This is a genomic window from Providencia sp. JUb39 (assembly GCF_012272845.1).
Lineage (GTDB): Bacteria > Pseudomonadota > Gammaproteobacteria > Enterobacterales > Enterobacteriaceae > Providencia > Providencia lanzhouensis.
The window spans coordinates 150,748-176,710 of sequence record NZ_JAAWXD020000002.1; the positions used below are offsets into that span (position 1 = coordinate 150,748).

The 25,963-nt window shown below is 40.1% G+C and carries 23 protein-coding genes and 6 pseudogenes; 7 read left to right on the forward strand and 22 right to left on the reverse strand.

Annotated elements, in window-relative coordinates:
- Positions 1 to 26 precede the first annotated feature (26 nt).
- A pseudogene (locus HFU86_RS20360) lies at positions 27 to 122 on the reverse strand (recombinase family protein); the annotation flags it as partial.
- A 5-nt stretch (positions 123 to 127) separates the two neighbouring features.
- Here HFU86_RS20360 and HFU86_RS19530 point away from each other — a divergent pair.
- A pseudogene (locus HFU86_RS19530) lies at positions 128 to 354 on the forward strand (DDE-type integrase/transposase/recombinase); the annotation flags it as partial.
- A gap of 95 nt (positions 355 to 449) precedes the next feature.
- Here the strand turns inward: HFU86_RS19530 and HFU86_RS19535 are convergent.
- The 5 genes and pseudogenes from HFU86_RS19535 to HFU86_RS19555 form a co-directional block, all read right to left on the reverse strand.
- Positions 450 to 1,625, reverse strand: coding sequence for a radical SAM protein (locus HFU86_RS19535; RefSeq protein ID WP_132497299.1), 1,176 nt, complete (start codon positions 1,623 to 1,625; stop codon positions 450 to 452).
- On the reverse strand, positions 1,612 to 2,700 hold the full coding sequence (locus HFU86_RS19540; protein ID WP_132497298.1) for a glycosyltransferase: 1,089 nt from the start codon (positions 2,698 to 2,700) through the stop codon (positions 1,612 to 1,614). Before HFU86_RS19540 ends, HFU86_RS19535 begins: the two co-directional genes overlap by 14 nt.
- A complete protein-coding gene (locus HFU86_RS19545; RefSeq protein WP_132497297.1) occupies positions 2,678 to 3,274 on the reverse strand; it encodes a hypothetical protein in 597 nt (198 codons plus the stop codon). Before HFU86_RS19545 ends, HFU86_RS19540 begins: the two co-directional genes overlap by 23 nt.
- A gap of 550 nt (positions 3,275 to 3,824) precedes the next feature.
- Positions 3,825 to 4,838, reverse strand: coding sequence for an IS110 family transposase (locus HFU86_RS19550; RefSeq protein WP_132497296.1), 1,014 nt, complete (start codon positions 4,836 to 4,838; stop codon positions 3,825 to 3,827).
- A gap of 210 nt (positions 4,839 to 5,048) precedes the next feature.
- A pseudogene (locus tag HFU86_RS19555) lies at positions 5,049 to 5,243 on the reverse strand (IS91 family transposase); the annotation flags it as partial.
- Positions 5,244 to 5,308: 65 nt separating this feature from the next.
- On the opposite strand from HFU86_RS19555, the pseudogene HFU86_RS19560 reads away from it, so the two are divergent.
- Positions 5,309 to 6,001: pseudogene (locus HFU86_RS19560) on the forward strand (IS6 family transposase).
- A 61-nt stretch (positions 6,002 to 6,062) separates the two neighbouring features.
- On the opposite strand, the gene HFU86_RS19565 reads toward HFU86_RS19560, so the two are convergent.
- From HFU86_RS19565 to cybC, 3 genes and pseudogenes are all read right to left on the reverse strand, one after another.
- Positions 6,063 to 8,300 (reverse strand): Ig-like domain-containing protein, encoded by a 2,238-nt coding sequence (locus tag HFU86_RS19565; protein WP_187129942.1) that lies wholly within the window; start codon positions 8,298 to 8,300, stop codon positions 6,063 to 6,065.
- Positions 8,236 to 9,272, reverse strand: a pseudogene (locus HFU86_RS19575) (inverse autotransporter beta domain-containing protein). The gene HFU86_RS19565 and the pseudogene HFU86_RS19575 overlap by 65 nt, the downstream one beginning before the upstream one ends.
- A 716-nt stretch (positions 9,273 to 9,988) precedes the next feature.
- Positions 9,989 to 10,390, reverse strand: coding sequence for a cytochrome b562 (gene cybC, locus HFU86_RS19580; protein WP_336431784.1), 402 nt, complete (start codon positions 10,388 to 10,390; stop codon positions 9,989 to 9,991).
- Between the two features lie 498 nt (positions 10,391 to 10,888).
- Here cybC and HFU86_RS19585 point away from each other — a divergent pair, with 498 nt between their 5' ends.
- Together HFU86_RS19585 and HFU86_RS19590 are read left to right on the forward strand one after the other, a co-directional pair.
- Complete coding sequence (locus HFU86_RS19585; protein ID WP_165906970.1) at positions 10,889 to 11,047, forward strand: hypothetical protein; 159 nt, start codon at positions 10,889 to 10,891, stop codon at positions 11,045 to 11,047.
- Positions 11,048 to 11,201: 154 nt separating this feature from the next.
- Positions 11,202 to 11,399, forward strand: coding sequence for a hypothetical protein (locus HFU86_RS19590; RefSeq protein WP_132497291.1), 198 nt, complete (start codon positions 11,202 to 11,204; stop codon positions 11,397 to 11,399).
- Positions 11,400 to 11,619: 220 nt separating this feature from the next.
- Here the strand turns inward: HFU86_RS19590 and HFU86_RS19595 are convergent, their stop codons facing one another.
- The 6 genes from HFU86_RS19595 to HFU86_RS19620 form a co-directional block, all read right to left on the reverse strand.
- Positions 11,620 to 12,237, reverse strand: coding sequence for a DUF2913 family protein (locus HFU86_RS19595; RefSeq protein ID WP_132497290.1), 618 nt, complete (start codon positions 12,235 to 12,237; stop codon positions 11,620 to 11,622).
- Complete coding sequence (locus HFU86_RS19600) at positions 12,234 to 12,764, reverse strand: ProQ/FINO family protein (protein ID WP_255426030.1); 531 nt, start codon at positions 12,762 to 12,764, stop codon at positions 12,234 to 12,236. The genes HFU86_RS19595 and HFU86_RS19600 overlap by 4 nt, the downstream gene beginning before the upstream one ends.
- Before the next feature lie 741 nt (positions 12,765 to 13,505).
- The gene (locus HFU86_RS19605; RefSeq protein WP_132497288.1) at positions 13,506 to 14,444 is read right to left on the reverse strand and encodes a RepA family replication protein; all 939 of its coding nucleotides are present in this window, start codon (positions 14,442 to 14,444) and stop codon (positions 13,506 to 13,508) included.
- Between the two features lie 254 nt (positions 14,445 to 14,698).
- Entirely contained in the window at positions 14,699 to 15,676 is a 978-nt protein-coding gene (locus HFU86_RS19610) for a ParB family protein (protein ID WP_132497287.1), read from the reverse strand.
- Positions 15,666 to 16,883: an AAA family ATPase gene (locus HFU86_RS19615; RefSeq protein ID WP_132497286.1), complete on the reverse strand. Its 1,218-nt coding sequence runs from the start codon at positions 16,881 to 16,883 to the stop codon at positions 15,666 to 15,668. Before HFU86_RS19615 ends, HFU86_RS19610 begins: the two co-directional genes overlap by 11 nt.
- Positions 16,884 to 17,640: 757 nt before the next feature.
- Positions 17,641 to 18,363, reverse strand: coding sequence for a tyrosine-type recombinase/integrase (locus HFU86_RS19620; protein ID WP_165906969.1), 723 nt, complete (start codon positions 18,361 to 18,363; stop codon positions 17,641 to 17,643).
- Between the two features lie 793 nt (positions 18,364 to 19,156).
- Between HFU86_RS19620 and relB the strand changes: the two genes are divergently transcribed.
- Positions 19,157 to 19,348 (forward strand): type II toxin-antitoxin system RelB family antitoxin, encoded by a 192-nt coding sequence (gene relB / locus HFU86_RS20265; RefSeq protein WP_132497284.1) that lies wholly within the window; start codon positions 19,157 to 19,159, stop codon positions 19,346 to 19,348.
- Positions 19,349 to 19,576: 228 nt separating this feature from the next.
- On the opposite strand, the pseudogene HFU86_RS19630 reads toward relB, so the two are convergent.
- A pseudogene (locus tag HFU86_RS19630) lies at positions 19,577 to 19,681 on the reverse strand (nucleotidyl transferase AbiEii/AbiGii toxin family protein); the annotation flags it as partial.
- Entirely contained in the window at positions 19,674 to 19,991 is a 318-nt protein-coding gene (locus HFU86_RS19635) for a type IV toxin-antitoxin system AbiEi family antitoxin domain-containing protein (protein ID WP_255426032.1), read from the reverse strand. The pseudogene HFU86_RS19630 and the gene HFU86_RS19635, both read right to left, overlap by 8 nt.
- Before the next feature lie 14 nt (positions 19,992 to 20,005).
- Here HFU86_RS19635 and HFU86_RS20270 point away from each other — a divergent pair, with 14 nt between their 5' ends.
- Positions 20,006 to 20,206 carry a hypothetical protein gene (locus tag HFU86_RS20270; protein WP_132497283.1) on the forward strand — a complete coding sequence of 67 codons (201 nt, stop codon included), beginning with the start codon at positions 20,006 to 20,008 and terminating at the stop codon, positions 20,204 to 20,206.
- Positions 20,207 to 20,753: 547 nt separating this feature from the next.
- Here the strand turns inward: HFU86_RS20270 and HFU86_RS19645 are convergent.
- Together HFU86_RS19645 and HFU86_RS19650 are read right to left on the reverse strand one after the other, a co-directional pair.
- Positions 20,754 to 21,065: a helix-turn-helix domain-containing protein gene (locus HFU86_RS19645; RefSeq protein WP_132497282.1), complete on the reverse strand. Its 312-nt coding sequence runs from the start codon at positions 21,063 to 21,065 to the stop codon at positions 20,754 to 20,756.
- The gene (locus HFU86_RS19650; RefSeq protein ID WP_336431785.1) at positions 21,058 to 21,315 is read right to left on the reverse strand and encodes a toxin; all 258 of its coding nucleotides are present in this window, start codon (positions 21,313 to 21,315) and stop codon (positions 21,058 to 21,060) included. The genes HFU86_RS19645 and HFU86_RS19650 overlap by 8 nt, the downstream gene beginning before the upstream one ends.
- Positions 21,316 to 21,658: 343 nt before the next feature.
- Between HFU86_RS19650 and HFU86_RS19655 the strand changes: the two genes are divergently transcribed.
- Positions 21,659 to 22,081 (forward strand): MmcQ/YjbR family DNA-binding protein, encoded by a 423-nt coding sequence (locus HFU86_RS19655; protein ID WP_132497281.1) that lies wholly within the window; start codon positions 21,659 to 21,661, stop codon positions 22,079 to 22,081.
- 471 nt (positions 22,082 to 22,552) lie between these two features.
- On the opposite strand, the gene HFU86_RS19660 is transcribed toward HFU86_RS19655, so the two are convergent.
- The 3 genes from HFU86_RS19660 to HFU86_RS19670 all read right to left on the reverse strand — a co-directional run bounded on the left by HFU86_RS19660 (position 22,553) and on the right by HFU86_RS19670 (position 25,921).
- Positions 22,553 to 23,044 carry a hypothetical protein gene (locus HFU86_RS19660; protein WP_132497280.1) on the reverse strand — a complete coding sequence of 164 codons (492 nt, stop codon included), beginning with the start codon at positions 23,042 to 23,044 and terminating at the stop codon, positions 22,553 to 22,555.
- Between the two features lie 30 nt (positions 23,045 to 23,074).
- Positions 23,075 to 23,404 (reverse strand): AfaD family invasin, encoded by a 330-nt coding sequence (afaD, locus tag HFU86_RS19665; protein WP_132497279.1) that lies wholly within the window; start codon positions 23,402 to 23,404, stop codon positions 23,075 to 23,077.
- 105 nt (positions 23,405 to 23,509) lie between these two features.
- Positions 23,510 to 25,921, reverse strand: coding sequence for a fimbria/pilus outer membrane usher protein (locus HFU86_RS19670; protein ID WP_132497278.1), 2,412 nt, complete (start codon positions 25,919 to 25,921; stop codon positions 23,510 to 23,512).
- Positions 25,922 to 25,963 lie beyond the last annotated feature (42 nt).

The window sequence follows — 25,963 nt, forward strand, 5'->3', positions numbered from 1 at the left end:
GCCGCGATGCTCACGCCAACGGCGTGCTTATGTTCAAACTCAGCCAGTGCGGCAAAGATCCCAAAAACAAGCTTGCCAGCAGCTGTCGTGGTATCGATAGTCGCTCCGTGACCGGTCAGTAGCTGGCGTTGAACACCGGCAGATAAAATATCGCAATAATGTCATTGAAAGTGATCATGGAAAATTGAAGCGGATCATCAATCCCACCTTAGGATTTAAATCCCTCAAAACGGCACATGCCACCATTAAGGGCATTGAAGCGATGCGAGCACTCCGAAAAGGCCAAGCGAGCAATTTTATTATGGTCATCCCTTAGGCGAAGTGCGTCTAGTGAACCGAGCTTTTGGTTTGTAATATAAGGGTGAGCCAAAAACTCAGTCCCTCCATTTTATTTGCAACAGTGCCAAAAAATCAGGGATTCCGGTGTGGAACCCCTATTATTATGTTAATTATACTCGTAAGTTATGCGTATCAGGGCAGGCATTGAGTATCCGCAATGAAGTGTTTCTTAACTGACGGGCTACCTCTTGATATTTATCCGATGCTAATATTTTCTCAATTGGTTTCTCTAGTATGCTCCCAAACCCTAAGTCAGGAAATTGCTTGGTCATTACCAATTCACCACCAATATCGATATCCAGCTTGCAACCCATTTTGAGGTAAGAGGGCATCGCAGGGGTTTTAGTTTTGTACCATTGGAACACTTCTTGTGGTGAATATTCAGGACCAAATAGGACTGGGATTTGTTTATTACTGAGTTTTAATGCAAGAATGGTCTGGTTAACTTTCTTTATATAGTCATCAGAAAACGGACCGGCGTCAAATCCAGTAAAAGAAGACGGGGTTATATTCCATTGTTGGCAAAATTTGATGTATTCGTGGCGGGACATAAGATCTACAACCCATAAATGGTTATATATCATCCAGTCAACACCGATATCTTCACATACCTCTTTTAGCTCAAGTGCATTATCCAGATTAGTTGCCATAAGGGTATTTTCAACGCCAATTAGCCAGTTCATACCGTGGCGTTTACCCTCTGCTAATAGTTCAATAGCTGCTAGCGTCTTACGCCAAGTTCCTTTGCCTCGAATATTATCATGAATATCACCAGTTCCATCAAGTGATATAAGGAAAGCCAATTGATTATGCCATCGTTTGAAAAGATCGTAATATTTACGGATACTCAGACCATTGGTGCAAATATGTATAAAACAGCCCATCTGTGCAAAAGTTTCTACGAATTTATCAAAGTCGCGGTGTAGGGTTGCTTCACCACCAGTCAGGATAATGTCTGGTTTATTCCTGGCGACAAAATCAAATAAGTATTTGCATTTATCGAAGGGAATTGCCGTAGGATCCTGTTCATGATGAAAGCCACCATTTTCTCGCCACTGAAAGCAGTGAGTACAACGTAAGTTACAGGTGTTTGTCATTTTAAGCACGATCTTACAGATATTTTTCTCTTTGATCTTACCTGTTTTCTGATAATTAAGGATAGCCTGTTGGATTCTAAGGGTACTTTCTTCATGGTGTTGGGTATAAACAGGGTTTTTTTTGATAAAGTTCTGATATTCTACAGGTATATCAGTGTAGTCAGTATGAGTTGATTTACGCGTCCACATTTTGAATATCCTTTATTATTATGTTGCATAGTAGGTTACTTGCCTGTCTATTGACGAGGAATGAGGCTTTTTTTATTAATAAATTCTTGATGTTATCATCTTGTGTAAGCGTATTAATAGCTTGGCAAAGAGCCTGTGTATCTTCAGCGAAAAGAGCCGCACCTTGTTGAACAAATACTCTCATGTTTTCCTGTTCATGACCGGGTAAATAACCAGAAATAATGATGGGCTTCTCATTGAGAGCAGCCTCAGTTAGCGTCATCCCTCCCGCTTTAGTGACAACAATATCTACTTGGTTGTAAATGGTATCCATATCGTTTATAAAGCCATGAACTTCTAACTTACCGCAGCTGATACTTTCATGTAATTGTGAGCAAAGCTCGTTATAGAGGTTCACATTCTGTCCACACAATACAATTAAACGTTTAAGGGATTCTTGCTCTAATAGGGTAGCTATAGTTTCCTCAGTAATTTTTAGTCCCCAGCCTCCCCCACATAGTAGTACATTACCTTTGACTCTACTTCTGTTGATTTTATTCGTGTCAACGGGGATACCAGACACTGTGATGTTTCCACCGTATCGGCGAATATAATCAAAAACGGGACTAGGAAAATCAAAGGGGATAAATAATTTGTCGACTGGCAATTTCCATCCTGGAGAAACCGTGTAATCCCCAAGAACCCCAAAAAGTGGGAATTGCCTGCAGCTTTTTTTCTGCCAATAACAAGCAAACCAACCACAAAAAAAGCTGCAAGCAATTACTGCATCTACATTATGGAATAATGAGAGAATTTCTTTATTTAATCTGCTTCTTTTCCTGTGCATCATTAATGGTAATAATTTATATAAGGTGGGATAAAACCATTGAGTTTGATAAATAGAGCTAAAATATTGTTTATTGTTGACGCACCAATTTTTATAATGACCGAAAAGAAGGCGATTAAGCAATGGTGGTAATAGTTCATGTAATGAACATAGTTGGCTTCTGACATTACACTTATTCAATTCATATTGCACATTTTTTGCTAGTGTAAACGAGCCCGTACCAGCCTCAACATATAGTATCAAGATCATATTCTTCCTTACTAAAAGTACGTAGTTCTGCTAAATTAATACGCATAACAACCATATCCTTGTTCTGTCCGTGGAAATGGCGAAAAGTTGCGATTTCCTCCAATCCTAACGCTTTAAAAATGTTATAGATGTTCGAATTAGTGCCATCACCAAGTAACTCAATATACATATCTCGGAATCGCGTTTGAGTCAGGCAGATATACATATTGTTATAAATCATTCCGAGCTTGGACAAGGCTGATACTTTGGGATCTGCCACAAACCATGCTGCCCATACAATATCTGGATGATCCCATATCCGATAGTGATATCCTGTTAATCCGATGATTTTTCCGTTGTGTTTAAAGCACCAATATCTCCGTCCATCGTCAATTCCTGCTTGTTGACAGCGTTCATGAAAATCAAGTGTACGTATCACTTCTTCACAGGCATCTTTTGTCATAGAGGTAACAATAAATTCACGCTGATATATATTAAAGTTCAGTTTTTCTGATGTAATTCCGCGCGCGTGCAGGTGGTGGGTTCCTTTTAGTACTTTATCCATTAGAATTTTATATTGTGATCTCTTATCCATACGGTTCCTGTCATTAAGTTGCTAGAGTATTTGAGTAGATTTTTAACATGGCAGTCTTTAGAGTGATATGCTTTAAGTTTATGATTTTTTCTGTATTTCAATTCACTTTGTTATATTTAAACAAAACTTAAAGGCATTAATTTTATTTAAGACGTGCTTTATTAGATTATTCATTAATTTAAATGCATTAACAAGAAAAATTAACCAATTATGCGTTATCATGGTTAAGATAAATGGAGGCAGTGGCCCTTTAACGATGCCAACAGTCGGAAAAAGTTATCCTTGATGGTTAGGAATCTATGACCACTCCCGTTTTTGCAATACTGATTTAAATAATATTGTTAGCTTGCATAAATCTATCCGGCGTCTTAAGGGGCTTTTATGCCCGCGCCTCGATGAGTTCCGCGCCTGATGAACCTTATAAATTGAGCGGCAATTTAACTGCCATTCCTAACCACAGGTTTTTCATTAGGTCGGTTAGCCGTTAATATCATCCATAATCAGTCTTCGCAAAATCGGATAAGCCATTGTTTAATATTTTATTATTTCGTCATGATGATTCTGAATCGAAGGACTGCTGACGCGTTGTAAGTGCCCAGACTATTCTGGCTAGCTTATTGGCCAACGCGCAGGTAACCACGAAATTGTTTTTTCTCTGTAGTAATTGCTTGACCCAATCTGCAAGTTTACCCGATCGATAAGCCAGTGTTCGCAGATAGACTCGGGCACATTGGACTAATAATGCACGGAGTTTTTTATTGCCTCGTTTACTGATCCCTAAAAGCGTGTTTCGCCCTCCGGTACTATATTGTCGAGGAACCAAACCTGTTGATGCAGCAAACTCTCTACTGTCCCCATATTGTTTTCCATCACCTAAATGAGTGGAAAGTAGGCTTGCCGTCAACGGGCCGACACAAGGAATAGACAGTAAGCGTTGACCAGTGCAATCTTCGTTCAACGATGCCTTTAATTGAGTCTCTAAATCTTTAATTTGTTCAAGAAGATAATCATAGTGCTCGCGGAGCTTTTGAAGCAAACTTTCAAGGTAAGGCGGAAATTCGTTTGTCTCTAAAATTTCGGTTAAACCCTTGATTAACGCTGCGCCTTTTGGGGCACTGACGCCAAACTCCAATAAAAACGCGTGCATCTGGTTTGTCGTTTTGACCCTATCTCTGACTAAAGACTCTCTCACTCGGTGCAAAGCATGCATGGCTTGTTGAGATTCTGTTCTGGGTTTAACAAATCGCATTGATGGCCTCGATGCAGCTTCGCAAATGGCTTCTGCATCAATAAAATCATTTTTGTTCGATTTGACAAATGGGCGAACAAATTGAAGCGAGATTAATTTAGCACAGTGGCCTAGCTCAGTGAGCTTCCGCACCATGAAATGAGCACCACCACAGGCTTCCATCACGATGGTTGTTGCTGGACAATTAGCCAGAAACTGAAACAACTTAGCTCGCGTAAATTTTTTACGATAAATGGCTTTCCCATGGCTATTTTGGCCATGGATGTGAAAAGAGTTTTTACCCAGATCGAGACCAATAAGCGTAATGTTTTCCATGATAGTTCCCCTGATGATGTTTTTCTAAGTATAGAACGTTGAAAGAGGGAGTGGTCATATCATTAATTCGATTGACAGTTTAACGAGTTAATAACGCTATGTTTCGGTATCAGAGTTTGCTAAAGGGTCTCTATCGTATTTAAACCTAACCATGCCAACGTGTAATCGCATCATTTTTAACCAAAAACTGAAATAATAGTCACACTGATCCTAGGCAGCGGTTTGCAACCATCGTTTTTTGTCCATTTTATCCCGCCTTTCTGACAGTAAAGTCACCGCGTGTAGGCCTTTTTCCGCACTCATAAACCGCAGTCGGTTGCCACATAAAATGCATTGGTACGGATCGGTGTTTAAAAACCCTTTGATTAGCGCTGCAAAGCCCGGTTTTTCAGGCACATTAGGAGGCACTGTTGCAAAGTTTGAATGAGTCATTATGCTAAGTTAACCGGCCCTCTACGGAAGCTTGCCTCATGAATGCATTTAAAGGTCGTCATTTCACCGGAATTATCATCCTCTGGGCGGTACGTTGGTACTGCAAGTACGGTGAGCTTTAGGAAATGCTGACCAAGCGTGGCGTGAATGTCGATCACACAACACTCTATCGTTGGGTTTAACATTATGCGCCACAATTGGACAAAAAACTTCGTTGGTATTGGCATAATTCAATCGGCGCCCGAACCTGGCATCTTGATGAAACTTACATAAAAATCAATGGAAAATGGGCGTATTTGTACCGCGCCGTTGACAGTAAAGGGAATACACTGGATTTTTATCTCTTACCGCGTCGGAATACGAAAGCGGCTTACCGTTTTTTAAGTAAGCTCTTCAACCAGATGAAAAAAGGCAGTGCACTCAAAGTCATTAATACCGATAAAGCAGCCTCCTATGGCCACGCTATCATGTTACTGAAAAAAGAGGGGAAGTGCCCAGCTGGCGTTGAACACCGACAGATAAAATATCGCAATAATGTCATTGAAAGTGATCACGGAAAATTGAAGCGGATCGTCAATCCCACATTAGGATTTAAATCCCTCAAAACGGCACATGCCACCATTAAGGGCATTGAGGCGATGCGAGCACTCCGAAAAGGCCAGGCTGAGCAATTTTATTATGGTCATCCCTTAGGCGAAGTCCGTCTAGTGAACCGAGCTTTTGGTTTGTAATATAAGGGTGAGCCAAAAACTCAGCACTTCCATTTTGTTTGCAACAGTGCCACTAATATAGCTAAAGACCCTTACGACATACCCCGTTGATCTCTCCGCCGTCGACATAGTCGCCGTAGATGAGACCATTGCTCAGGTAGACGCGGTAGTATTGACCGTCACTCCTCTGCTCCGACGACCAATAGCTGTGCACCGTGAATCCCCCGTCATAATTGTTCAAGTTTCCCCATTCGCTCCAGAGCCCTGCATTTGCTGCTCGACTTTGATTGCCTGGCCCGGAACCAGACGACGAGTTGTTTGTGAGTTGTTCGATAGTTGGAATACGATAACCCGACTGCGATAAGCAATACGTGTTCGCATTGGACCAGCTTATTGCGGGAGATCCATTATTTATGAACCAGCTCTTAAGCTTGAAACTGTACTTAATAGTTTTCCCCTGACCACTGGATGGAGCACCGGTAATGGTCACCTTACTTCCCGTACCTGTTCCGGTGAACTTCACCACGCCATTCGTCACCGAGACCCAGCTAGCGTTGGCACTCCAGATGTAGTCAGTCGTGCTCTTACTGTCTTTCGGTACGATAGTAAACGTTGCCCCAGTAAAGCCGGTGGTCGGGAATGTACCCTCTACGCTAGTCTGTGTAAAGGTATAAGCATTAACCTGTGTATTGATGGAGTCGGGGGCCTCTTCTTCGCCCACAAAGGTCACCTCAACCGTTTGAGAGGTGCCGTTGACTTCCGCGGTCACTATCGTGGTGCCTGCCCGGGTGTTGCTCAGGGCGAAGTCAGCCTCACCATGGGCATTCGTGGTCACCGTCTGAGTGGATGGGAGTCCGCCGTTAGTCGGTGTGAACACCACCGCCACATTCGGCAGCGGGTTGTTGTTTGCATCCGTGACCCGTGCCTTCACGCTATTTTGTGCCGTGCCGTTAGCCACCGCGTTATTCGTGACCACGGTCAGGTTTTCATTGGGTAACGTTGCCGAACTCGCCTCCGCCACAAAGGTCACCTCAACCGTTTGAGATGTGCCATTGACTTCCGCCGTCACCGTTGTGGTGCCTGCCGTGGTGTTGCTCAGGGCAAAATCCGCCTCACCATGGGCATTCGTGGTCACTGTCCCCGTGGATGGGAGCCCCCCGTTAGTCGGTGTGAACACCACCGCCACATTCGGCAACGGGTTGTTGTTCGCATCCGTGACCCGTGCCTTCACGCTATTTTGTGCCGTACCGTTGGTCACCGCGTTATTCTTCGTTACGACCAGCGTCGCAATTTTCGCCGAACGAGTATCGACAGCAAAGTGTAAAGGTATGCTACTTAAGCTCCCATTTTTCATGGTGGCTCTCAGTTCCCCCTGCCCCGCAACTTTACTCTTTATGGTAATCTGTGCACGACCATTTGCGGCTGTCGTCACGGTCACGCTTTCGCCTGCATCTCCAGACCCAGCGGATAAAATGACGCCCTTATTGTCAGTAAACCCATTAACCGTAAAAGTCACATCCTTGTGGGATAAGGGTTCCCCTTTTTCATTCTGAATCGTGGCCGTCGCATGGTAAGTATCAATATTGTTGGCGGTAATAATGCTGTCAGGCGATAAAGTTAATGACGTGATGGTTTCCTGGGACGGTTTAACATTCACCCACATCACCGCGGTATTGGACTGATTCCCTTCTCGGTCAGTCCCGACCGCGGTTAATTTATATCGCTGGGGTTCGTTCGTCTTTTCAGAGAAAACAGGTGTCGGCAATGTCAGATTGATAGTGACAGGGGACGTAACCTGAATGCTCCCGCCGCGCGCCGTCAACTCTGGCGCTGACCACTTGATATTTTTAAGGTCATATTTGGCTTTATGAACCGTTGCCGTCACCCGCAATGATGAGGCCGCCTCCGCTGAGAGACTCTCGGGTAATGAAATTGTGAACAATTCTTGCTTACGGTACTGCATGACAATGTTGTAATTCCGGTCGACGAAATCGTAACGATTCCCCGCCTGGGTACGCATCAGGTTAACCTTGTTTGTATCCAGTTGCTGGGATAATGGCACACCAAAGCGGTAGGTCAGCTCGAGCCCCATAAGACTGTCGTGGGAGTCACCGCGGGATGTTTGCCCTTTGACCGAAAGCAGGGGGAATGGGGTGTAACTCAGCCCGAGAGTTGACGTGGAGGGGGTGTTTTTCAGCGTGCTGAGTGAGGTTCGATTAGTTAAGCTGATGCCGTCACCGAAGTACTTCTCATATTTAGCAAATGAGCCTAACTGGGGGGTGATTGGGTAAATAGGCTTCAGCTCGGATATCAAATCCATTCGCGGGACGTTCATTATAATCTCGCACAGTCTGAAGTCGAGATTGACGCCAGTTGGTTAAGCGAAAATACCCATTTCCGGAAAATTTCAAATAATCCAATCCCAGCTCAGACCCTAGTCCCACACGGGTGTTGCCTCCCGTGATATCATAATCATAGAAGCTGTTCCCCCCCACATCCAGCCGTCCTGATGCTGGCGATAACCTAAACCAAGGTTTGTCGTCGTGCGCTCTTTATTGGCACGCAGTCCAATCTGAGAAAACAGCAGACTCTCTGGGGTATCAACTAATGGTACCAACACATCCACATCACTGGCTTTATCGCTACTGAATTGAATGCGAGCATGGCTCACCATATTGAGCCAGTCATTCACTTGTTGATTAAGCACGTTTTCACCGAGGCTACGGGCATACCCTAGAGCCGCGGCAGAAGTATCTTCCGCGGATAATAACTGCCCTGTCTGAGAGGCTCCCATCGCGACCCACTCCGCAGAACGTTTATTATTCTCTTTATCATGCTCAAGGACATCCATCGTCGGCAATACGCCTTGAGAGAATACCTGCGACTTCGAGCTCTGGTTATCCGTGGTGTTGTCCTGCTCCCCCAATGTAGGTAGTGCACTCAAGCTCTCCTCATGCCGCGTGACACTCCCCTTGTCATCATGTAGCCAAAGCGGTTCATCGGGTGACTCAGCTGCCGGCAAAGCGGCGACTGCCTTTTTTTGTTCAGCAAATGAAGGGGAAGAGGCTGACAGTGGTAATGATAACACGTCATCTTGAATCGGAGTCTTATGGCCACTTGTTGTATTAATCCTACCATTTGCACGCATGCTGTTTTCTGTATTTTCGCTCCCATAGGCGCTCGCCGAAAACGAGGTGGATAGGGGGAGGGATATTTGTAAAAACAGCAAAATATATGCCGTTATTTGAGTGTTTTTCGAGTAATGCTTGGGCGGTGTTAGCAGGGACAACATGCAATGGCTCCGGGGAAACGATAAAAATAGACGATGAAAATAGAACTCGGTTTGGTATAAAATTAGCGACTGGATTAGGATAGTCCGTTTAAGCGATGTTTGATCCCGATAAACCGAGGGTGTTCAGCGTCACGTTAATTTAATAATAGCAACATAATTACATTATCGATGCGCTCTTCAACAGTGCCGTCTAAAAGGGGGCTTTTTAAAATGCACGCAGAATGTGCCTTGATAAATTTAAGCTAAAAAAACAGATATATAAAGGAAATACTGACGTATAAACCATAGTTTTTTTGTGTGCTTTTTACCATTATACAGTTGCCAATTTATATTAAATATTACTAAAACGAGAATAATATATTAATTCATTTATTTGGAGGTTATTATTCGTTAATTCAGAATAAAGTTGAGGACAAGGACACAGTCGCTAATTTATATTAAATATGACCCAAAGAATATAAGCGATCTGGTACACGGTTCGGTGTCAATACCTTTTCTCACTGAGTTGTTTGTCGGGAGCCCTTTGTACTTCTTGATAGCATGGCGGATAACACGGTTCAGTGGCACGCTCTTAATTTCAATACATTCCTCGCCGACAAAATCGGATTTCAGATTCAGTCATGCTAATTATTTCATTATAAAAGTGACATTCCGTCACTTTTATAATGCTTTTATTGTATGGAATTCTACGCCGGGATCCCTAATTTTACCGACAATTAGCGGTAGGTCTTGTGAGCAATATCTCTCGTTATTTTGAGAGCATTTACCACCTTTTTGGCATCATCAATTTGGCCTTGCTCGACAAGCGCCAACGCTTCGTCAATTTGCTGAATTAACTTGTCATAAGTATGGCGATACTGCTGCATTTCTGGGGATTGTTGAGGGGAATCACGCAGTTTTCGAGGGGTTTTCCCCTGTGCTTTTTGAGCCGCAGCACGCATGATGTTCAGTGCATCCTTGAGCTGGGTTGGGTCATTCGATTGCTCAAAAGTGCGTAAGGTACCGTTGAGTGTTTTCATGTCATGCGATAATGTCTCCGCCATCACCGACGGCGTGCAGAGCGTTAATCCCAGGACAAACAGAAAGGGCAATGATTTTTTTGCATAAGCTGACCTCAATATAATTAAATAAATTGAAATAAAAGGTACTGTTGCAAAATTTTGCTGAAGATAATTTTGCTACCCGTTATGGTGCGAACAGCTGGAATATTACATGCTTCAACCGCAGGGTTAATTGCTGCGATGGTATCTTGATGCTTCGTGAATAAGCCCCCAAATTTTATTGAGGTGTTTATTATTTTCTATAAAAAAATGCCTTCTCTCATTAAGAGAAGGCAACTCATCGTTTACATCAAGGAAAAATAGAAGAAAAGCTAAAATCTTCTTTCAACTATAGTATAATTAACTTAAATCAATCTTAAATCAATCTTAAATCAGTATTAAACTTACAAATTAAACATTTGTATTCTCCCTTAAAAGCAATAGCTCCTCTTTTAACGCGGCAAGCTTCTTTATATATCGAAAATTGGCTCCTATATAATAAAGATTGAACCATGATTTATTTCTGGTTTAACAGTACTTAGGCTTAGAACCTATCTCAAAAGGCGTTGTCAGATAATGGATAATGATAATCTCTCAGGGCGCACCATGGCGGGCAACAAATGGCAGATCAGTGATCAACTCTGGGAGAAAATGGCTCAACTAATCTTGGACTTTTCGATGAAATGGGCGCGAAACCTCAAATCGAGCAGCTTTGCCGCGATGCTCACACCGTAGGCGTGCTTATGTGCAGTGCAACTAACTCCAAACAACATAACAAATTAATGACATATTACTTTACATTTAATTCACATTTTTGCACTCTTTTTACTTGAATAAAATAGTCGGCTATCCCGTCTTCTTTGTTGAATTTACAATTTGAGGTGAAAACATGAAAAAATATCTCTTCGTCCTTATAGCAGGGCTTTTTCCTCTAGTATCATCCGCCGGTGCACTCATGGGACCTTTACAAGGAAGTGGCGAAGCCGGAAGGCTTAACTGTGAAAAAACAAAACCGAATGTCGGTCCCAAATCGGCAAAAAAGGAATGTATATTAATTGGCGAAAAATGGTTCATTTATATTGAGTAATAGAACGAAAGAGGGCATTCACAGGCACTGTTGCAAATAAAATGGTAGGACAGAGTTTTTGGCTCACTCTTATATAAAGTTTCTGATGCTCAATCGGACGAAAAATCCTTAACGAATGAAACCGTCCCGTTGAGCGTCAACCCTCTTAAATTGCATATCATCTGTAACCCTTGATATTAAAGGGCTACGATAAAATTTTGGAAGTTTCGATGATATGGGCTCACACCCCTGATAAAGTGTATTGCGGTAACGAGTCATCAAATTGACCGATAAGATGGTGTTGTTTCATGACTTCACTAAATTGTTCCTGTTTCCCAAGCACCCAGGAATTAACGCTAGCTATCTGCTTGCCCTCATCACTAAACCCTTCCGTTAAGGCCGATTGCGTCACATAGAAGGTGGGGATTGCCGTCACCACTGGTTTTGTCGCGATAAATTTATGCCAGCGATCTTCGCTAAGTACCACGCTATCCCACCCTAAATCTTTGAGCAGCTCGGTCGCATAAGTTAAGCGAAATAAATCACTTTGGCTGGCAATATCACAACAGCAAGAGCGCCACAGGTACTCTAAACGGGATTTCAGTTTTGAGGTCATGAGACGTTGTTGCCCCAGGTTAATCAGCCACTCAAAATCATGGACTACACAGCGATGAAAGCGTTTTTGTTTGAGGGCGGTTTGCAACCAACGAAGCAGAAAAAGATTTTCCGATTGGGCGTTTAGGGCGGCTTTTCCATCCCATTGCGCCAGTTTGAGCGCCACTAAAGCCGCGAACGCGAATTTACCCAACCAATAATTTTTTTCTTCAACAGAAACGATTTTTTGTGAGGTATTTGTCATGCTGTTCGCGATTGTTTAGCCAGTTTTTGAATGCGTTTCAACGTATCGGCGACATCCGATTCCGTGACAGCCCCGTTCGGTTGACCGTCTTTATCATATCGTACAGCACCAGGCATAATCGTGGTGCGATACTTTACACTGTGGCTAATGGCCGCAAGACTGCGTTTCATCGTTTTATACGAAATTGGCAATTCACGGTTTTTTTTATCCGAAAACAAGGCTTCACGCGTGCCAACGGCCATCGGTCGAAGTTGTCCATTAGGAAAAAGCTGAGGCCAATATTCCGATAACGTGGCAATAGCGTCTTCTAACGGAATATGTTGTTTAGGGGGTGTCGGCGGGATGACTTTTTTCTCTAACGGGATGACAACCTGTTTTTGTTTTTTCGCCGGCAGGGGGGTCACCTTTTTAGAAGGTTGAGTTGGCGTTGTTTTGGCCGGTTTATTGGGCTTACGCTGTATATTGACCACCACTTTTTTACGATGACGCTGAATCACCGGTTCGGTATTTTCCGCGATGTTGTCCATTGCCGGACGTTTTAACGTCAGTGTTTTGCGTTCCATTTCAACCTCACACCAAAATCATACTCATTCTCAATGCATTATAGGTAGATTATCATGAAATTTCACCGAAATCACTCGCCCGAAGGGCTGTAGACGGCAAACCGTGTGACAGAGAGCGAATGATTCTAAGGGCCGTCGGGACCCGCGTCAGCGGTTAGGATGCCTTTAATACCCCAATCACCCCCCCTCCCTGGTTAAGCCTAACGAAATGAAAACGGCTATTGAGTGTGTTTGCCCCTTTGAAAAACGCAGTGAGACGGGCGAGAGGCGAAGCCTCGATGAACGGCTGTAGCTGCGCGTTAAGGTGGCCAGAGGCCAGCTTTACGGGGGAAATGGCACAATGTTGACACCATAATCTGAGCGACAGCTATTTATGGCTTGTAAGCGAAGGCTTTATTGGGTTTATCTCTTTAGAGTGTGCGGCTTGAAAAAGCAGAGCCGCAACTCCTTTTATTTAAAAGGACGTTTAGTTCAGAACCTAAAAACGAATTTAACTATAAAACACGAATACTATTCGAAGTTAATTGCAGAGAATAAACGCATTCGAAGTTAATGGGATAAATATCCAGCGAAAATGTTCCCGCAGTCATCATCGAGATGAATGGAGAGATTGAGATAACGATTTTACTGTTCAAAAAATACACTATCCAGATTTAGGGCGAACGAAACCACCGCCAGTCAAGGCGGTAAATTTAACCAAGGGAATTAGGCGTCGGGTAAGTGTTTCAGGTAATGCAGATAAAGCGCCTGCCCTTGAACACTCGGGTACAAGGCTTTCATCTCACGCTCAAAGGTCATGACTATGGCTAAAGGCTGTGTTACCTTCCAGGCTTCAAAGCGGCGCCATGCGGCATGTTCAGGACTTTCCGGCGCCCGCGTACTTTGGGCTAAGGCTTTCTTTTCTTTCAACGCGTTAGCTAAATGTTTTTTCTCTTGTTTGAGGGATTCATCTTCACCAATGACTAACGTTTTGAGCTTGTTCAGTAGGTTACGCAGTTTATGTTTATCGTCCAATGACGCCACATTTGCTTTCGCCAGTCGCATGACATGTTGCGCGTAGCGCTTTTGATAGCTTTCTTTCAAGCCCCGCTTTTCCATCCAACGACTAAACCGCGTCACAACGTCTCGTAACTCCTGCTTCGAAAAGCCTAGCCCATGAAAAAACTCCGGGCGGATCCAGATGCGCATCGCTTTGTATTGTTTAGCCTCAATATCAAAATCACGGTCAATGATAATCAGGTTGGCCTGTTCCCAGTCGCGTAGCGCGTGCAAAATCGGGTCGTAACTCTTACGTCCACTGTCATAACGATACAACTGACCACAAAGCTCGGCCAGTTTTTCCACCGAGCACATCACTTCAAAGAGGGCATCGCTTTCAGGATTGTAATCCGCGTACGCAATCATCGCCATCGCTAACGCATCAAACGTCTCTCTGCGCTCTGAACGCACAGAAATACGCTGCTTTCGGCTATAGCGCAGTTGGTAAATATGGGGGTTTAGGTTCCAATCATGACGTTTTAATGCCGCGGCGAATCGGCGCACAGGCACCAATTTCGGCAATTGGCCTAAATATTTTGGCACATAATGTCGATGGATTTTACCAATAGAACAAGGTGTTATTGTCAGTTCTATAGAACTATCCATTTCCCCCCGTCCTTATGTTGCACAGAAGGAGTTGAATTTTTTTACGCATAATTCTATACTCCCAGTTAGGAACTCAACATTCTTCCTAACAGAATTCATATGAATACCCCTGATAATCTTTACGTCCCGCCAAGAATGTAGAGGATTTCGGGGGTTTTGTTTTTCAGAGGTACGTCATGCATCAAACGCCACATCTGAAGCTTCATTTCAGCGAGCTACTATTTTGTCATTTGAATTTTTCTAAATAGCTATTCCTATTCTTTTCCAAAAAAATCATTCATCAGCGAAGTGATTACTTTATCTAGCTCATCTTGTAACTGTTTTGGGACGCGATTAAATTCATAGCTAAATCCACGATCTTTAATGCGTTTCCTTGCATAGGTATTCTTGTCATCAAAAGCCCATAGTGGACTAATGATAGTTCCATTCTGTTTTTTATTTGAGGCAAAGTTTTCAGTAATATCTTTAAGTACATCCAAGATCACTTTTTTTAACTCATCTGATGTAATCTGGCGTTTATCAATTAATGCATCAATTCGTTCATTAGTATCTTGAACTATTTTTTCTCGCTGCAAATCTTTAGTAATAATCAGTGATTCTATTTTCAATAAAAACTTGTAATCAGAATATGATAATTCCGCTTGGACAGGAAACAATGAGACTAAATATTCAGGCACCGAAGCAGCTTGGATAGCTCGAGTCACTTTCGCCGCAGATAAGTTTTCGTATAACGCAATTTCTTTTTGCGACATTCCTTTATCACGCAGCTGAAGTAGACGCAGACCAATTTCTCTTAAATTATGCTCTTTCGCTGTTTGGATATCACTCGCAAGTTGCCTTGCATCATCACTGCTAATTTCCAGATCCGTGACAAGGATAGTTAGTCCAACGTTGCATAACAGCGCAGCAGCTCGACGACGAGAGCCATCTAAAATTTCAATTTTTCCATTTTGTCGAAAACCGATAGCAGGGAAAAATTGTTGTAATTTAATTGTACGTGTAATGTCGACTAATGATTCTGGTGTTAATGCATTTTGGTCACGGCCATTGACCGAAAACCGTACAAAAGTCTTATCCGCAAGTTCTTCGGCTGGAATATGTTCTAAATAAAAGAGAGCTGATTTACCTGATTTCAACACAAAGCGTTGTGAATGCTTTTCTTGCTCATTTGAAATTTGAGGCAGAGGAGCAGCGCTCAATGTTCGCCCAATCGTTTTTCTCTTAACTTGCATAATAACCTCGATTCATGCGAATAAACTCCACACGGTCAAACACGGCTTTAGCAAAATCTTCTGCCGCATTTTTAGCATTTTTTAATGCTTCTACACTACCGATATATGTAGCAGGATTGGCAGAAATTACCGTATCAAAAGACTCGCCGCATCGTTCGAAACCATCAAGACGTGGTAATGCTACATCGAGCATATCCCCACCAAAAATTTCTTTTGCCAAACTATGACATAATTTGTGGTCCGTCTTATTCACTAGCTTAGACATGAATCCAATATTACTGATCAAGTTAACTTTTTCGCCTGTTGACTCAATTAAACCAATCAGTTCAGGTAAGCGAGTTAAGTACTTCAATGTTGAATGGAAATCCACTTGAGCAGGCGGTACTGGCGTCATTAATATATCCGCTGCGGCTATTGCATTGGAGAGAAATGCATCCAAATGAGGTCCACTATCGACAAAAATAAAGTCGTAGTCTTTTTTAACCTTCTGGATAATATTTTCTCTTAGCACCGTAAAAATATTTTGCCCAGATAGATGTTCTGCACATAAAATTTCCCATTGAGATGCAATAAAAGCATCTTCAATAGAAGCAGGAATTACATCGACACCTTGAACGACAGACGATAATACAAACTCATTAAGCAATTCTTCTCGTGTCACATTCTGAAGCATTGCTTGTGCCGCAGTTGTCTCAATAGAACCAATTGATTGTTTATGGTCTAAAAACATAGTTGCGGAGGACTGGGGATCGAGATCTATTACTAAAATGCGGAGATCTTCGGCAATTAAGTGAGGATGAGTGCGTAATGCATGCGCCAGCGATACAGTACTCACTGTTTTGGAAACCCCCCCTTTCAAGTTACCAATAAAAAAAGTAAATGCTTCAGAATAACGATCTCTATATTTAGGTACACCTCGATGATGATAAATATCTACAATATTTTGTATTGTCATCGCATATTTCTGTGAAGAACCGGCTTGTCGTTTTTCAAATTGATAGCCTTGGCTTTCCATTTCATTCACTGCGTAATCAACACTTGCGCGGGTGAGTTTTGGCAACTTAGAAACGGCGGCTTTAGAATAAACCTGGTAGTAAGCAGTTTCATTCAACTCTTCTTTCTGCGTTTGGATTTGGTTCGTTAATGACTGTAGCAATCGAACAGCGCGATCGGCAATTTTATCAAATTGATTATTAGGATTAACCACGTCATCTTTCCCCACATGTAGCTTTATGTTCTAAAGCTAATAATCTTACATATAGACAAAGATGTAAACACCTTGAGGTTTTTTTTTTACCCCCCAGAAAAAATAAATCATATATTGCTGATAAATAAAGATATTTATCATTTTTTCAATTGCAATTTCACGATGAAATCACCAATATTAAATTTTAATTTTTAAATAAAAAATAAAACACATATCAAATAAAATTATATTATTTTGAATAATAAAAACAAATTTAAATTAATATTATCCAAACAAAAAAATAGCATAACATTATGATATATATGATATTTTATTTTAAGATCTGATTTATTTCATAGTGAAATCACCATCTTAAATAGGCATACGTGTAATATTTTATTTTCATATAGAAATATCAACATATCGATATCTTGAATAAAATTATTTAGTTTGTTAAAAAACACCTTTCTCATGAATTGCTAGATAATCGAAACATTTTTCAAATGAACTCACGGAAATTGCTGTAATTTATCCATCTAAATTTGAGAAGAGAAATATAGCTGTTTTCCAGATAGCACTCCGTGCTCTTTAGTTATTCTTATACCTCCCCGTTAATATCCACCTAAGGCGTATAAAGATATTTCTCTACAACAGAGATGTATGTTCTTTTTCCTCAATGACCCCCTTTTTGTACGCAAAATATTTTTCAATATCATAATGTTTATTCAGAAATACCCGAGCTATTAGAAGTAAAATACGCACGTAGATCAGTTCATCACTAACGAAATGAAATATCAAAATGCAACATGGCATCCAGAGTAAATATTTTTGTATAAACATCAGTAGAACTTGATTTTTTATGCCCTAAATAAGCCTGAATAACCTTAAGAGGAACTCCATTAAAAATCAGGTGCATCGCAAAACTGTGTCGAAAAGTTTTACAAGTGATGGGATCAACGACATATGTGATCCCATTTCTTTCTGCCTGTTCAATGGCAGAGCGCAACCAATTACGAACTGTATTATCACTTTGAATGGGCCAAATTTGACTCTGATTTTTCAATCGCATGGTTGCAAAGTAACTTTTCATCAATTGTACATACTGTGGATCAAAAAGTGCCACAACACGTTTAGGTCGTGTTTTCACTTTCATTTGACTTACGTTATTTTGAGTATCTCGTTGTTTGAGGGTCCGTAACACCACAAATGGAGTCTCTTCATCAAGATAAAAATCGCCTTTCGTCAATGTAAGTGCTTCATGAATTCGGGCGCCGGTATTCCATAAAGTATCAATGAGCGTATGTTGATGCAGATCGGGAATAAACTCTAAAAGTTGGTTCACTTCGGGTGCCAGCAAATATTTTGGGCAATCTAATTCCGCGGCAATAGCCAAATTACGTAACTGACGAGCACGCTCTAAATGACCATTTTGTAACAGCGCTTGAGATTGACGACGAACAACAGTCTTACCGGTTTCATTGAGGGTAGGAAAAAAATTCATTTTAAGATCCGCCATAAACATCATTCATAAAGTGATAATCATGTAATTTATAATCACTTTTATTGATAGTTATATTTGTATATTACTCTTGTTGGGTTCATGTCTCTCTGCCCATATTCTTACCTCAACCGGTGAAATGCTTCTACGTTTCGGTGATCGGGAGTTTAGTTATTATGGTAAAAAATACTAAAAAGCGCAATTTAGCGCTCATCAAAACTATCAACATTTTGTAAATAAAACTAAATATAGATAGGGAATTGCAAAATACCACAATATAATGAAAATCACCCTCAAAAATGGGTTTTGCGGAGAATGACGGTAAAGCGCAATAATTAAAAAAAGAATAGTTGATTAAAAAACAGGCTGCGCAGGATTAATTAAGAGAGGATTTCTAAGCATTTCTAATGTAATTGGATAAGTCATGACAAAAACTCCTTAAAATGCCTTATACTAGGTTTTATTCATATTGGACCATTTTTAAAAAAAAGATGTCAAATTGTGAACAGCTGTACATAACTGAAGAAAACATAAAATAAAAATTGATATCACTCGCGAGGAGGGAGTACCAAAGTAAAAATAGCAATCAATGAGTTAAAAACGAGATAGACAGCGGCAATATTTTCATTTACCAGTCCTGCTGAGAAATAGCTGTCTTATTTTGGGGGAAGTCGACAGTTCCGACCTGAACGTAGTAGGGATCGCCATCCTTCGGGTCGGGGAGGATGTCAATTAATATAAATTGAAAAAATAACGATGAAGGTTATACAATGTATAACGATTTAAGGGGGAAATAATGAGAAAAAACTTAACAAAAGCAATCAGGCTAAATAATGAAGAACTCTCTTTGTTTGAATCGTATGCCAATGCCAAAGGTTTGACCTTTAGTGAACTTTGCAAAAGTGCGATTATTGAAAAAATTGAAGATAAAATTAATTTAAAGCTAGCAGAAGAAGCTTACGAGGAATATCTAAATGATAGACGTTGAGCCATAAAGCTATCTTTGATTCACTTTGAGGTAATTATGCCTCATTATCGAGTCCAGTATACAAAACGATTTCAGAAAGAACTAAAGAAAATAGATCGATGCCATCAGAAAATCATACAAAGTTATATTGAAAAAATATAGATAATAGTATTAAACCTCGATTAATTGGTAAAATTTTGAAAGGGGATAAGCTGATTTTATCCGTTATCGCATAGACGATTATCGTTTAATCGCGACCATTGAAGATGACCGAAATGTTGGCTCTGTTGCTATGACGGGTAGCATTTTTATAAGCAGTAAAACTTGCTTATAGTAAGGACTGTCTCTATCCATTTTTTTGTTCTTCCTGTTTTGTATTCAGTGATTCAGGTACGGTGATTTGATAATGCTCATCAAACCGACCTTTCTCTACAACCTGGCGCTTTCCTGAACCTAATTCGATATTTGTTTCATTAAGGTGTTGTACCCACTGATGCCCACAGTAATGACTAAGAAACAATAATATTCGGTTGGTTTGAATGGAATGACTTCGCTCAAGTAAGGATTGTACTTTTTTAGGGCTAAGGTTTACGAGTCCTTGATTTCTTTCGTTGAGTTCCTCCGCTGCAAAGGCCGTACAGAGCCGAGACGAGGAAGGAAGCAAGGGCGGAGACAAAATTGTTGGAAAGCGCAGCGGCAAGAATTTTGGTGGAGTGCACTTTACGCTTGCTGTATGACGAGACGAGACTATGTTTTAGGCCAAGCAGTGGGGCACAACGAACGATTAACGACACAGGGGATGAAAATGGCAGCACCCGACTTGCAGCGAGAGAATCGAACGGCAAGTCGCCATTAACGCTTAGCGAAGCTAAGCAGTGAACCAGGGGCGATCCCGCAGGGAGCTGCCCCCAGCCCTTTGCATCACGCGTCAACGTAAAAAGGTGCAGCCATTGAACTTAAAAGCCGGTTGTCCCTATTTTCCACATTTGGCGAACCTGTGAACGCGCCCTAAAAAGGCGCGAGAACGGGAGTGTACGGGGGGAACCTGCGCCAACTGTGTGTAAATGGAGTCAATCCGGCGTCCGGCTTAATCCTGGCTCAATGCCAGAATTAAGCCGTTACCCCGAAACCCAAAAAAGGCGTATCCACAAAATCAGTGGATAACTTCCTAATCGGAGGTGGATAGTTAGAACAAGTGAATGATATGGAAAGAAAATAGTGTATTGGTCAATAGTTAACCACTGAATAATTAGTGCCGCAAATTCAAAGAATATCAGATAATCGAGTTGTCCAACGAGTAAAAAGAAATACTTTTAATCTGTATTTAATCATTGCTTGACTCTCAAAAACAATTTTTTCCTCTGTGTCGAACTGAATATAACAAAAAAGGAAAAGCGATTGCCACAATCCTTCTTCCTTTTAATCATTAGAATCCAGCTAATTCATTTAAAGTATCAGGCCTTTTTTCTACCATTTTGAGCAACAAGACTGCTTGTTTATTAGGTTTTGCAAGCCCTTGCTCCCAATTCTGCAATGTCGTAACCCCTGTATGTAAATACTGAGCGAAGACTGCTTGAGATAATTTTAATTTCTCGCGTATCGCTTTTACTTCGGTAGGTGTCATAGACAAAGGTTTCACGTTGATACGATGAGTCTTTAACGTTTTCTTTCCTTCATTAAACTCACTCCACGCTTCCATTCCTTCTTGGAGCTCAGAAAAAATATCACGTTTAATCATCATTACTCCTTTTTTTAATCATATCTAACATCTTACTTAATTGCTCACGCTGGCTTGTTGTTAGATCATCTGCAACGTTTTTGCCGTAAATAGTAAATAACAAAAATTGCGATTTTTCTAAATACCAATAATAAATTATCCGAGTGCCACCACGTTTTCCTTTATTTCTTTTAGAGTCAGAAAATCGAACTTTCCATAAACCACCAGTGTGTTGAATAACATCACCACATAATGGATTTTTTAATAGCATAAGTTGAAAGCTTCGAAACTCATCATCTGTTAGATAACTTTCTCTATATCGCTCAAAAGCGGGTAACTATACAAACAACGCTTTCATACTTGTACCTAGATTCGCAGTTACGATCATTGTATGCCCAAAATGGGGGGGTCAATATTTGTGTTGAACTTCATACTAATTTGGCTATACCTTTAGGGTATAACTATATGGTAAGGGTAAGTATATCTACGCATTCGGTTTACGTATCATTTGCATTATATTAGCCATTTAAACTATACATTATCATTGAAATCATAATAGAAGACTTTTGAATAGAGTAGCGAATGAAATTTGGCACTACTTTAAGGATAACCATATGAATTACGATGAATTCAATATGTTTTGCGGTTCTTTTCCTGCCACAAGTCATGTTGTCCAATGGGGAAACTCCGATGTGTGGAAAATTGGTAACACAGTGTTTGCTATTGGTGGTTGGAGCCCAGAGGAAGAAACAGCATTCACTTTTAAAGTTTCAGACTTAAACTTTGATTTTCTGAGTAGTTGTTCGGGCTATAAACCAGCTCCAGACTTTGCAAATCGAGGGATGAAATGGATTCAGCAAATAGACACCAAAGGTCACCTTGACGAGGAGGTCCGTTATTATCTGTCTGAATCATATAAGATTATTGTAAGTAGTTTAAGCAAAAGGAAACAGGTTGAACTAGGCATTCTTTGTCACATCAATTACACTCACATAACAAACAGCTCAAAGACAGGTATGCTCCATTCCTATCAATAGATTAGAGCTAATCACTTCTAATACATCACGTAAAATATAGGTGCATTCATCTGCTTTCCTAACATCAAAATGCCACTTTATCTTCTCTTACAAAGTAGAGATTAAATTAATAACATGAGGTAACTAAACAACATCTAAACAATAACCAAACAATAATATGACATGATTTTTATAATGAAAATTACACTCTCATTTAAAATGCATCCCAATTGATGCCATATCATTATCGTGGAAATTAACATAGTAGATACCTACTAACGTAGATATCAATAAGCTATTGAGTTTTACTATTCACATTGACAACGTAATTATCAATCTTCCTTCATACATCTCTTTCTTCGAATCAATATCATCACATTGAATCGAAGACCAGAAATAAGTATTTCCTAGTGGAAAAATTAAGCCGACAGCGACCATGTTTATCACTTGTCGCTGCCAACTTAAACACTAAAAAACTTGAACGTTAATTAATTAGCTTTGATAAGCTGCAATGAAAACATTTAAAGCATACTCATCCGCAACCACATTTTGGTCCCCATCCACATTGAGTTTGACTTCGGCACCATTATCATATTTACGCCAATCCAAATCCCCTCCGCCAAATTTCCCCCAATCTTTCTCTCCTTGGTTATTTAAATACACTTTAAGTGGACTATGGCTATTTTTACCAAAAACTGTCCACTTAAATGCCGGCATATTATAATCCGCCGCCGTTTCATCACCGGCAATTAGCCAATAATCTGAACCTGTCGTTGTAGCCGTCACTGTGGCCAAATTCGTATCATGCTTAATTATCCCACTCCCCATAGTGGCGACAGGAGTGATCTTTCCCTGAATACTATAATTAGATGTAAACGTGACAGTCGTTTCCAACTTCGTTTTCGTGGATAAATCAACATTACCATCTGCATAGCTATAAGCACAAAATGCTGAAATAATTACTGCTAAAATTGAATTTTTCAAATTCAATATCCTCAATTAAATAACATTAAATTAATCCGTTACAATGGCTGCATTTAAACCTAAGTCATATTTTCCAGGTTTAATATTTTGATAACCATCAATAACAATCTTAAAATAGCAAAAATCATCAGGTGACGATGATAATATCATCAACGCACCATTATCATCTATATAACTAATTCCCTCCTCGCCTTCAAGTTTCACTTTAATCTGACTATTCAGTCCATTTAAAACACATTCATTATTACTATCATCACACCAGATTTTAAATCCTTTATGTTTAAGAGCAGAATAGATACTCCCCTTTAATACATAAACACCATGTTTAGATACCCCTGCAGGATAAATAGCATTATGCACATTGAAACTAATATCTCTTCCTTGAGCACTAGAATTAAATAAAAAAAACACCATAAAAATAAAATAAAAAAATTTAATTTAACACCCCCTTCTAAATAGAAGATATCAATGACAACTACGAGTTAAATAATAAATACCATTATCCAAACTCAAAGGAGTAAGATCATAATCAAAATGGCAATGTCCACCTTTCCAATCGATGATAACCGAACCTTTATGGCTCATTCCTGACAGATAAAGTTGACCATAACCATCAACAAGACCCGCACTTTCTTTTTTATTATTGATGGATGCACTTGCACCAAATGGAATCCCTTTCTCTGTATAATTCTTTATCTTAAAAATAACTTTACTTCCTATTTTGGTCGGGTAATTTATTTCAACAATCGCTTTACTCGTCGGAATAACCGTTTTTTCAGTCTGTCGAATCTCAACGTTTTCGGATAAATTAGTAGAGTCAATATAGACGGTATTTTTCCGATATGGTGATAGACCAGAAATAGCTGCATAACCACGATAATCCGTTTTAACCCCGGTATTATTGCCAACTTGAGCATGATAAAGCCCAGGAGATTTAATGATAGCAATAGTATTATAAAGATACTGACTAAATATAATATTCTTATCATACAAAATCATACCGCCATTCACGCCCAAATCTAGGTTATTATAGTCTCGCCCATAACTATAACCACCTGTTACTTGACCTTCAGAAGCATCCCATGATAATCCAATAGAACCACTTCCGCTATTCTCATCATTATAAGAATGGTTGATGTTCCACCAAAGCTGGTCATTAAATGCGTTTCCATTTAGCCCTAACTGAGCGGAAGCGTTCTTACCTTCAAGCAGATTTAAATTCATCCTTGACTTTTTACTGCCAAACAAATCAAAAGGCATATTGAATGACAGATTAATTAAATACTCTTTCTTAAAATTATTATTTCTTAAGTTTTGATATGTTTGGCTAGCATTAAAGTTCATGGATAAATAATGAAAATTCGTACGATAATTAATACCATAATTGGACACATCACCATCATGATAAAAACGCCTATTTGAATAATTCAACCCTATACCATCACCATTAGGCAGTAGCTGTGATAACCCAACATTCAGTTTGTTTTTAATATGACGAGTATAGTCAATTTCATCAGAATTATGACTCATAAAATCGTTTATCGAGCTGTATCTCATCGAGGTTAAAAACTCATTAGTTAATGTAATATAGGTTCCGAATTGACTAATATTATTATTATAAATAAATTTTATTTTTGCCCCTGATTCTGCCGTTCTATCATATTGGTTTTTTATCAGTGAAGCATCTGCAGATAGACTCCCCAAATAACCCAACGATTTCCCCGCACCTAAAGAAATTAATTGGTAATTTTTTACGCCTTGCAATCCACTGTATAACGTCACCCCCCAAGGTAATCCATACATAAGTGATGAATCCCAAATCACACCATTGTTATGTTTTTCATTGCGGCTGTTAATAGGTCGATATTCGCCCAACATCACATTATATCGGAAGCGCCCTTCCCTTAAAGCCTTTACGGGCTGTTGATAGGGGACGGAAAAAACCTGACGACTTCCATCACTCTCCAAAATAGTGACATATAAATTCCCCGCATTCGATAAAAAAGGAACATCATTAATCGAGAATGAACCAGGCGATACGGTCTTCGTATAGATAAGATACCCTTTTTGCCTAATCTCAATTCTCGCTTGTGTCTTTGCTATCCCTTGCACTACCGGGGTATAAGCATTGTCATCAGAGGCAATCATTGAATCATCCGTCCCCATCATAATCCCCGTGAAAGGTACTGATTCAATAATGTCGCCTGACGTAAACCCTTGACCTAACGTCAGTAAAGCTCGCTGTCCATAAAATCCCCGCTCGGCATATAAATACGGTGACTGCCAGCGTTTCTCTTGATGACTATAACTGGTTTCCCCTCTGACACGCCAACTACCAAAATTAATTCCAGGGGCTAACCTCAACCACCCATTGTTTCTTTCATAACCGTTTAAATTTAATTTATTAAAAATTAATTTGTAATTAAGAATGAATGCATTAATTCCGTTATCCAATAACTTAGTGGGAATCCCCCTATTTTTGGATATACTCAGCCAATCATTTGGCGTATAAATAAACAAGCCTTGGGTTAATCTATTATAACGAACATCAAACCCTCTGTGACTTTGATTACGAATACACTCGTTATTTTTAGTTGATTGAGTATCAATACCATAATTTAATAACATCTTACTTGAAATACACGGTGCTGTTTTCCCTAATGTAGGATAGTAAGTAAACTTTATAAATCTAGAGCTCACATATTCATCATTTAAATAAATATCAACATAATAATCTCCCGGGACAACATCCTCATCAAAAACAGATAAGTCTATACTATCTCCACCTAAAAGTTTTGTATTAAACTCATTATGACTAAAGCAAACTGAAGCATAAAATAAAAAGCAAGAATACAAATAAAAATTTTTCAATCTCATAATCCAACCATTACAATTTTGGTTACCTCAGAAAACATTTAT

What these genes read in the sequence shown, in the direction of transcription:
- HFU86_RS19590 (WP_132497291.1), top strand. Translation starts at nt 11,202, where the DNA reads ATGAAAAAATATCTCTTCGTCCTTATAGCAGGGCTTTTTCCTCTAGTA.
- HFU86_RS19540 (WP_132497298.1), bottom strand. Translation starts at nt 2,700, where the DNA reads ATGATCTTGATACTATATGTTGAGGCTGGTACGGGCTCGTTTACACTA.
- HFU86_RS19595 (WP_132497290.1), bottom strand. Translation starts at nt 12,237, where the DNA reads ATGACAAATACCTCACAAAAAATCGTTTCTGTTGAAGAAAAAAATTAT.
- HFU86_RS19605 (WP_132497288.1), bottom strand. Translation starts at nt 14,444, where the DNA reads ATGGATAGTTCTATAGAACTGACAATAACACCTTGTTCTATTGGTAAA.
- HFU86_RS19585 (WP_165906970.1), top strand. Translation starts at nt 10,889, where the DNA reads ATGGATAATGATAATCTCTCAGGGCGCACCATGGCGGGCAACAAATGG.
- HFU86_RS19565 (WP_187129942.1), bottom strand. Translation starts at nt 8,300, where the DNA reads ATGGATTTGATATCCGAGCTGAAGCCTATTTACCCAATCACCCCCCAG.
- HFU86_RS19550 (WP_132497296.1), bottom strand. Translation starts at nt 4,838, where the DNA reads ATGGAAAACATTACGCTTATTGGTCTCGATCTGGGTAAAAACTCTTTT.
- HFU86_RS19600 (WP_255426030.1), bottom strand. Translation starts at nt 12,764, where the DNA reads ATGGACAACATCGCGGAAAATACCGAACCGGTGATTCAGCGTCATCGT.
- HFU86_RS19655 (WP_132497281.1), top strand. Translation starts at nt 21,659, where the DNA reads ATGAATTACGATGAATTCAATATGTTTTGCGGTTCTTTTCCTGCCACA.
- HFU86_RS19645 (WP_132497282.1), bottom strand. Translation starts at nt 21,065, where the DNA reads ATGATTAAACGTGATATTTTTTCTGAGCTCCAAGAAGGAATGGAAGCG.
- HFU86_RS19610 (WP_132497287.1), bottom strand. Translation starts at nt 15,676, where the DNA reads ATGCAAGTTAAGAGAAAAACGATTGGGCGAACATTGAGCGCTGCTCCT.
- HFU86_RS19545 (WP_132497297.1), bottom strand. Translation starts at nt 3,274, where the DNA reads ATGGATAAGAGATCACAATATAAAATTCTAATGGATAAAGTACTAAAA.
- HFU86_RS19535 (WP_132497299.1), bottom strand. Translation starts at nt 1,625, where the DNA reads ATGTGGACGCGTAAATCAACTCATACTGACTACACTGATATACCTGTA.
- relB (WP_132497284.1), top strand. Translation starts at nt 19,157, where the DNA reads ATGAGAAAAAACTTAACAAAAGCAATCAGGCTAAATAATGAAGAACTC.
- HFU86_RS19620 (WP_165906969.1), bottom strand. Translation starts at nt 18,363, where the DNA reads ATGAATTTTTTTCCTACCCTCAATGAAACCGGTAAGACTGTTGTTCGT.
- HFU86_RS19670 (WP_132497278.1), bottom strand. Translation starts at nt 25,921, where the DNA reads ATGAGATTGAAAAATTTTTATTTGTATTCTTGCTTTTTATTTTATGCT.
- HFU86_RS19650 (WP_336431785.1), bottom strand. Translation starts at nt 21,315, where the DNA reads ATGCTATTAAAAAATCCATTATGTGGTGATGTTATTCAACACACTGGT.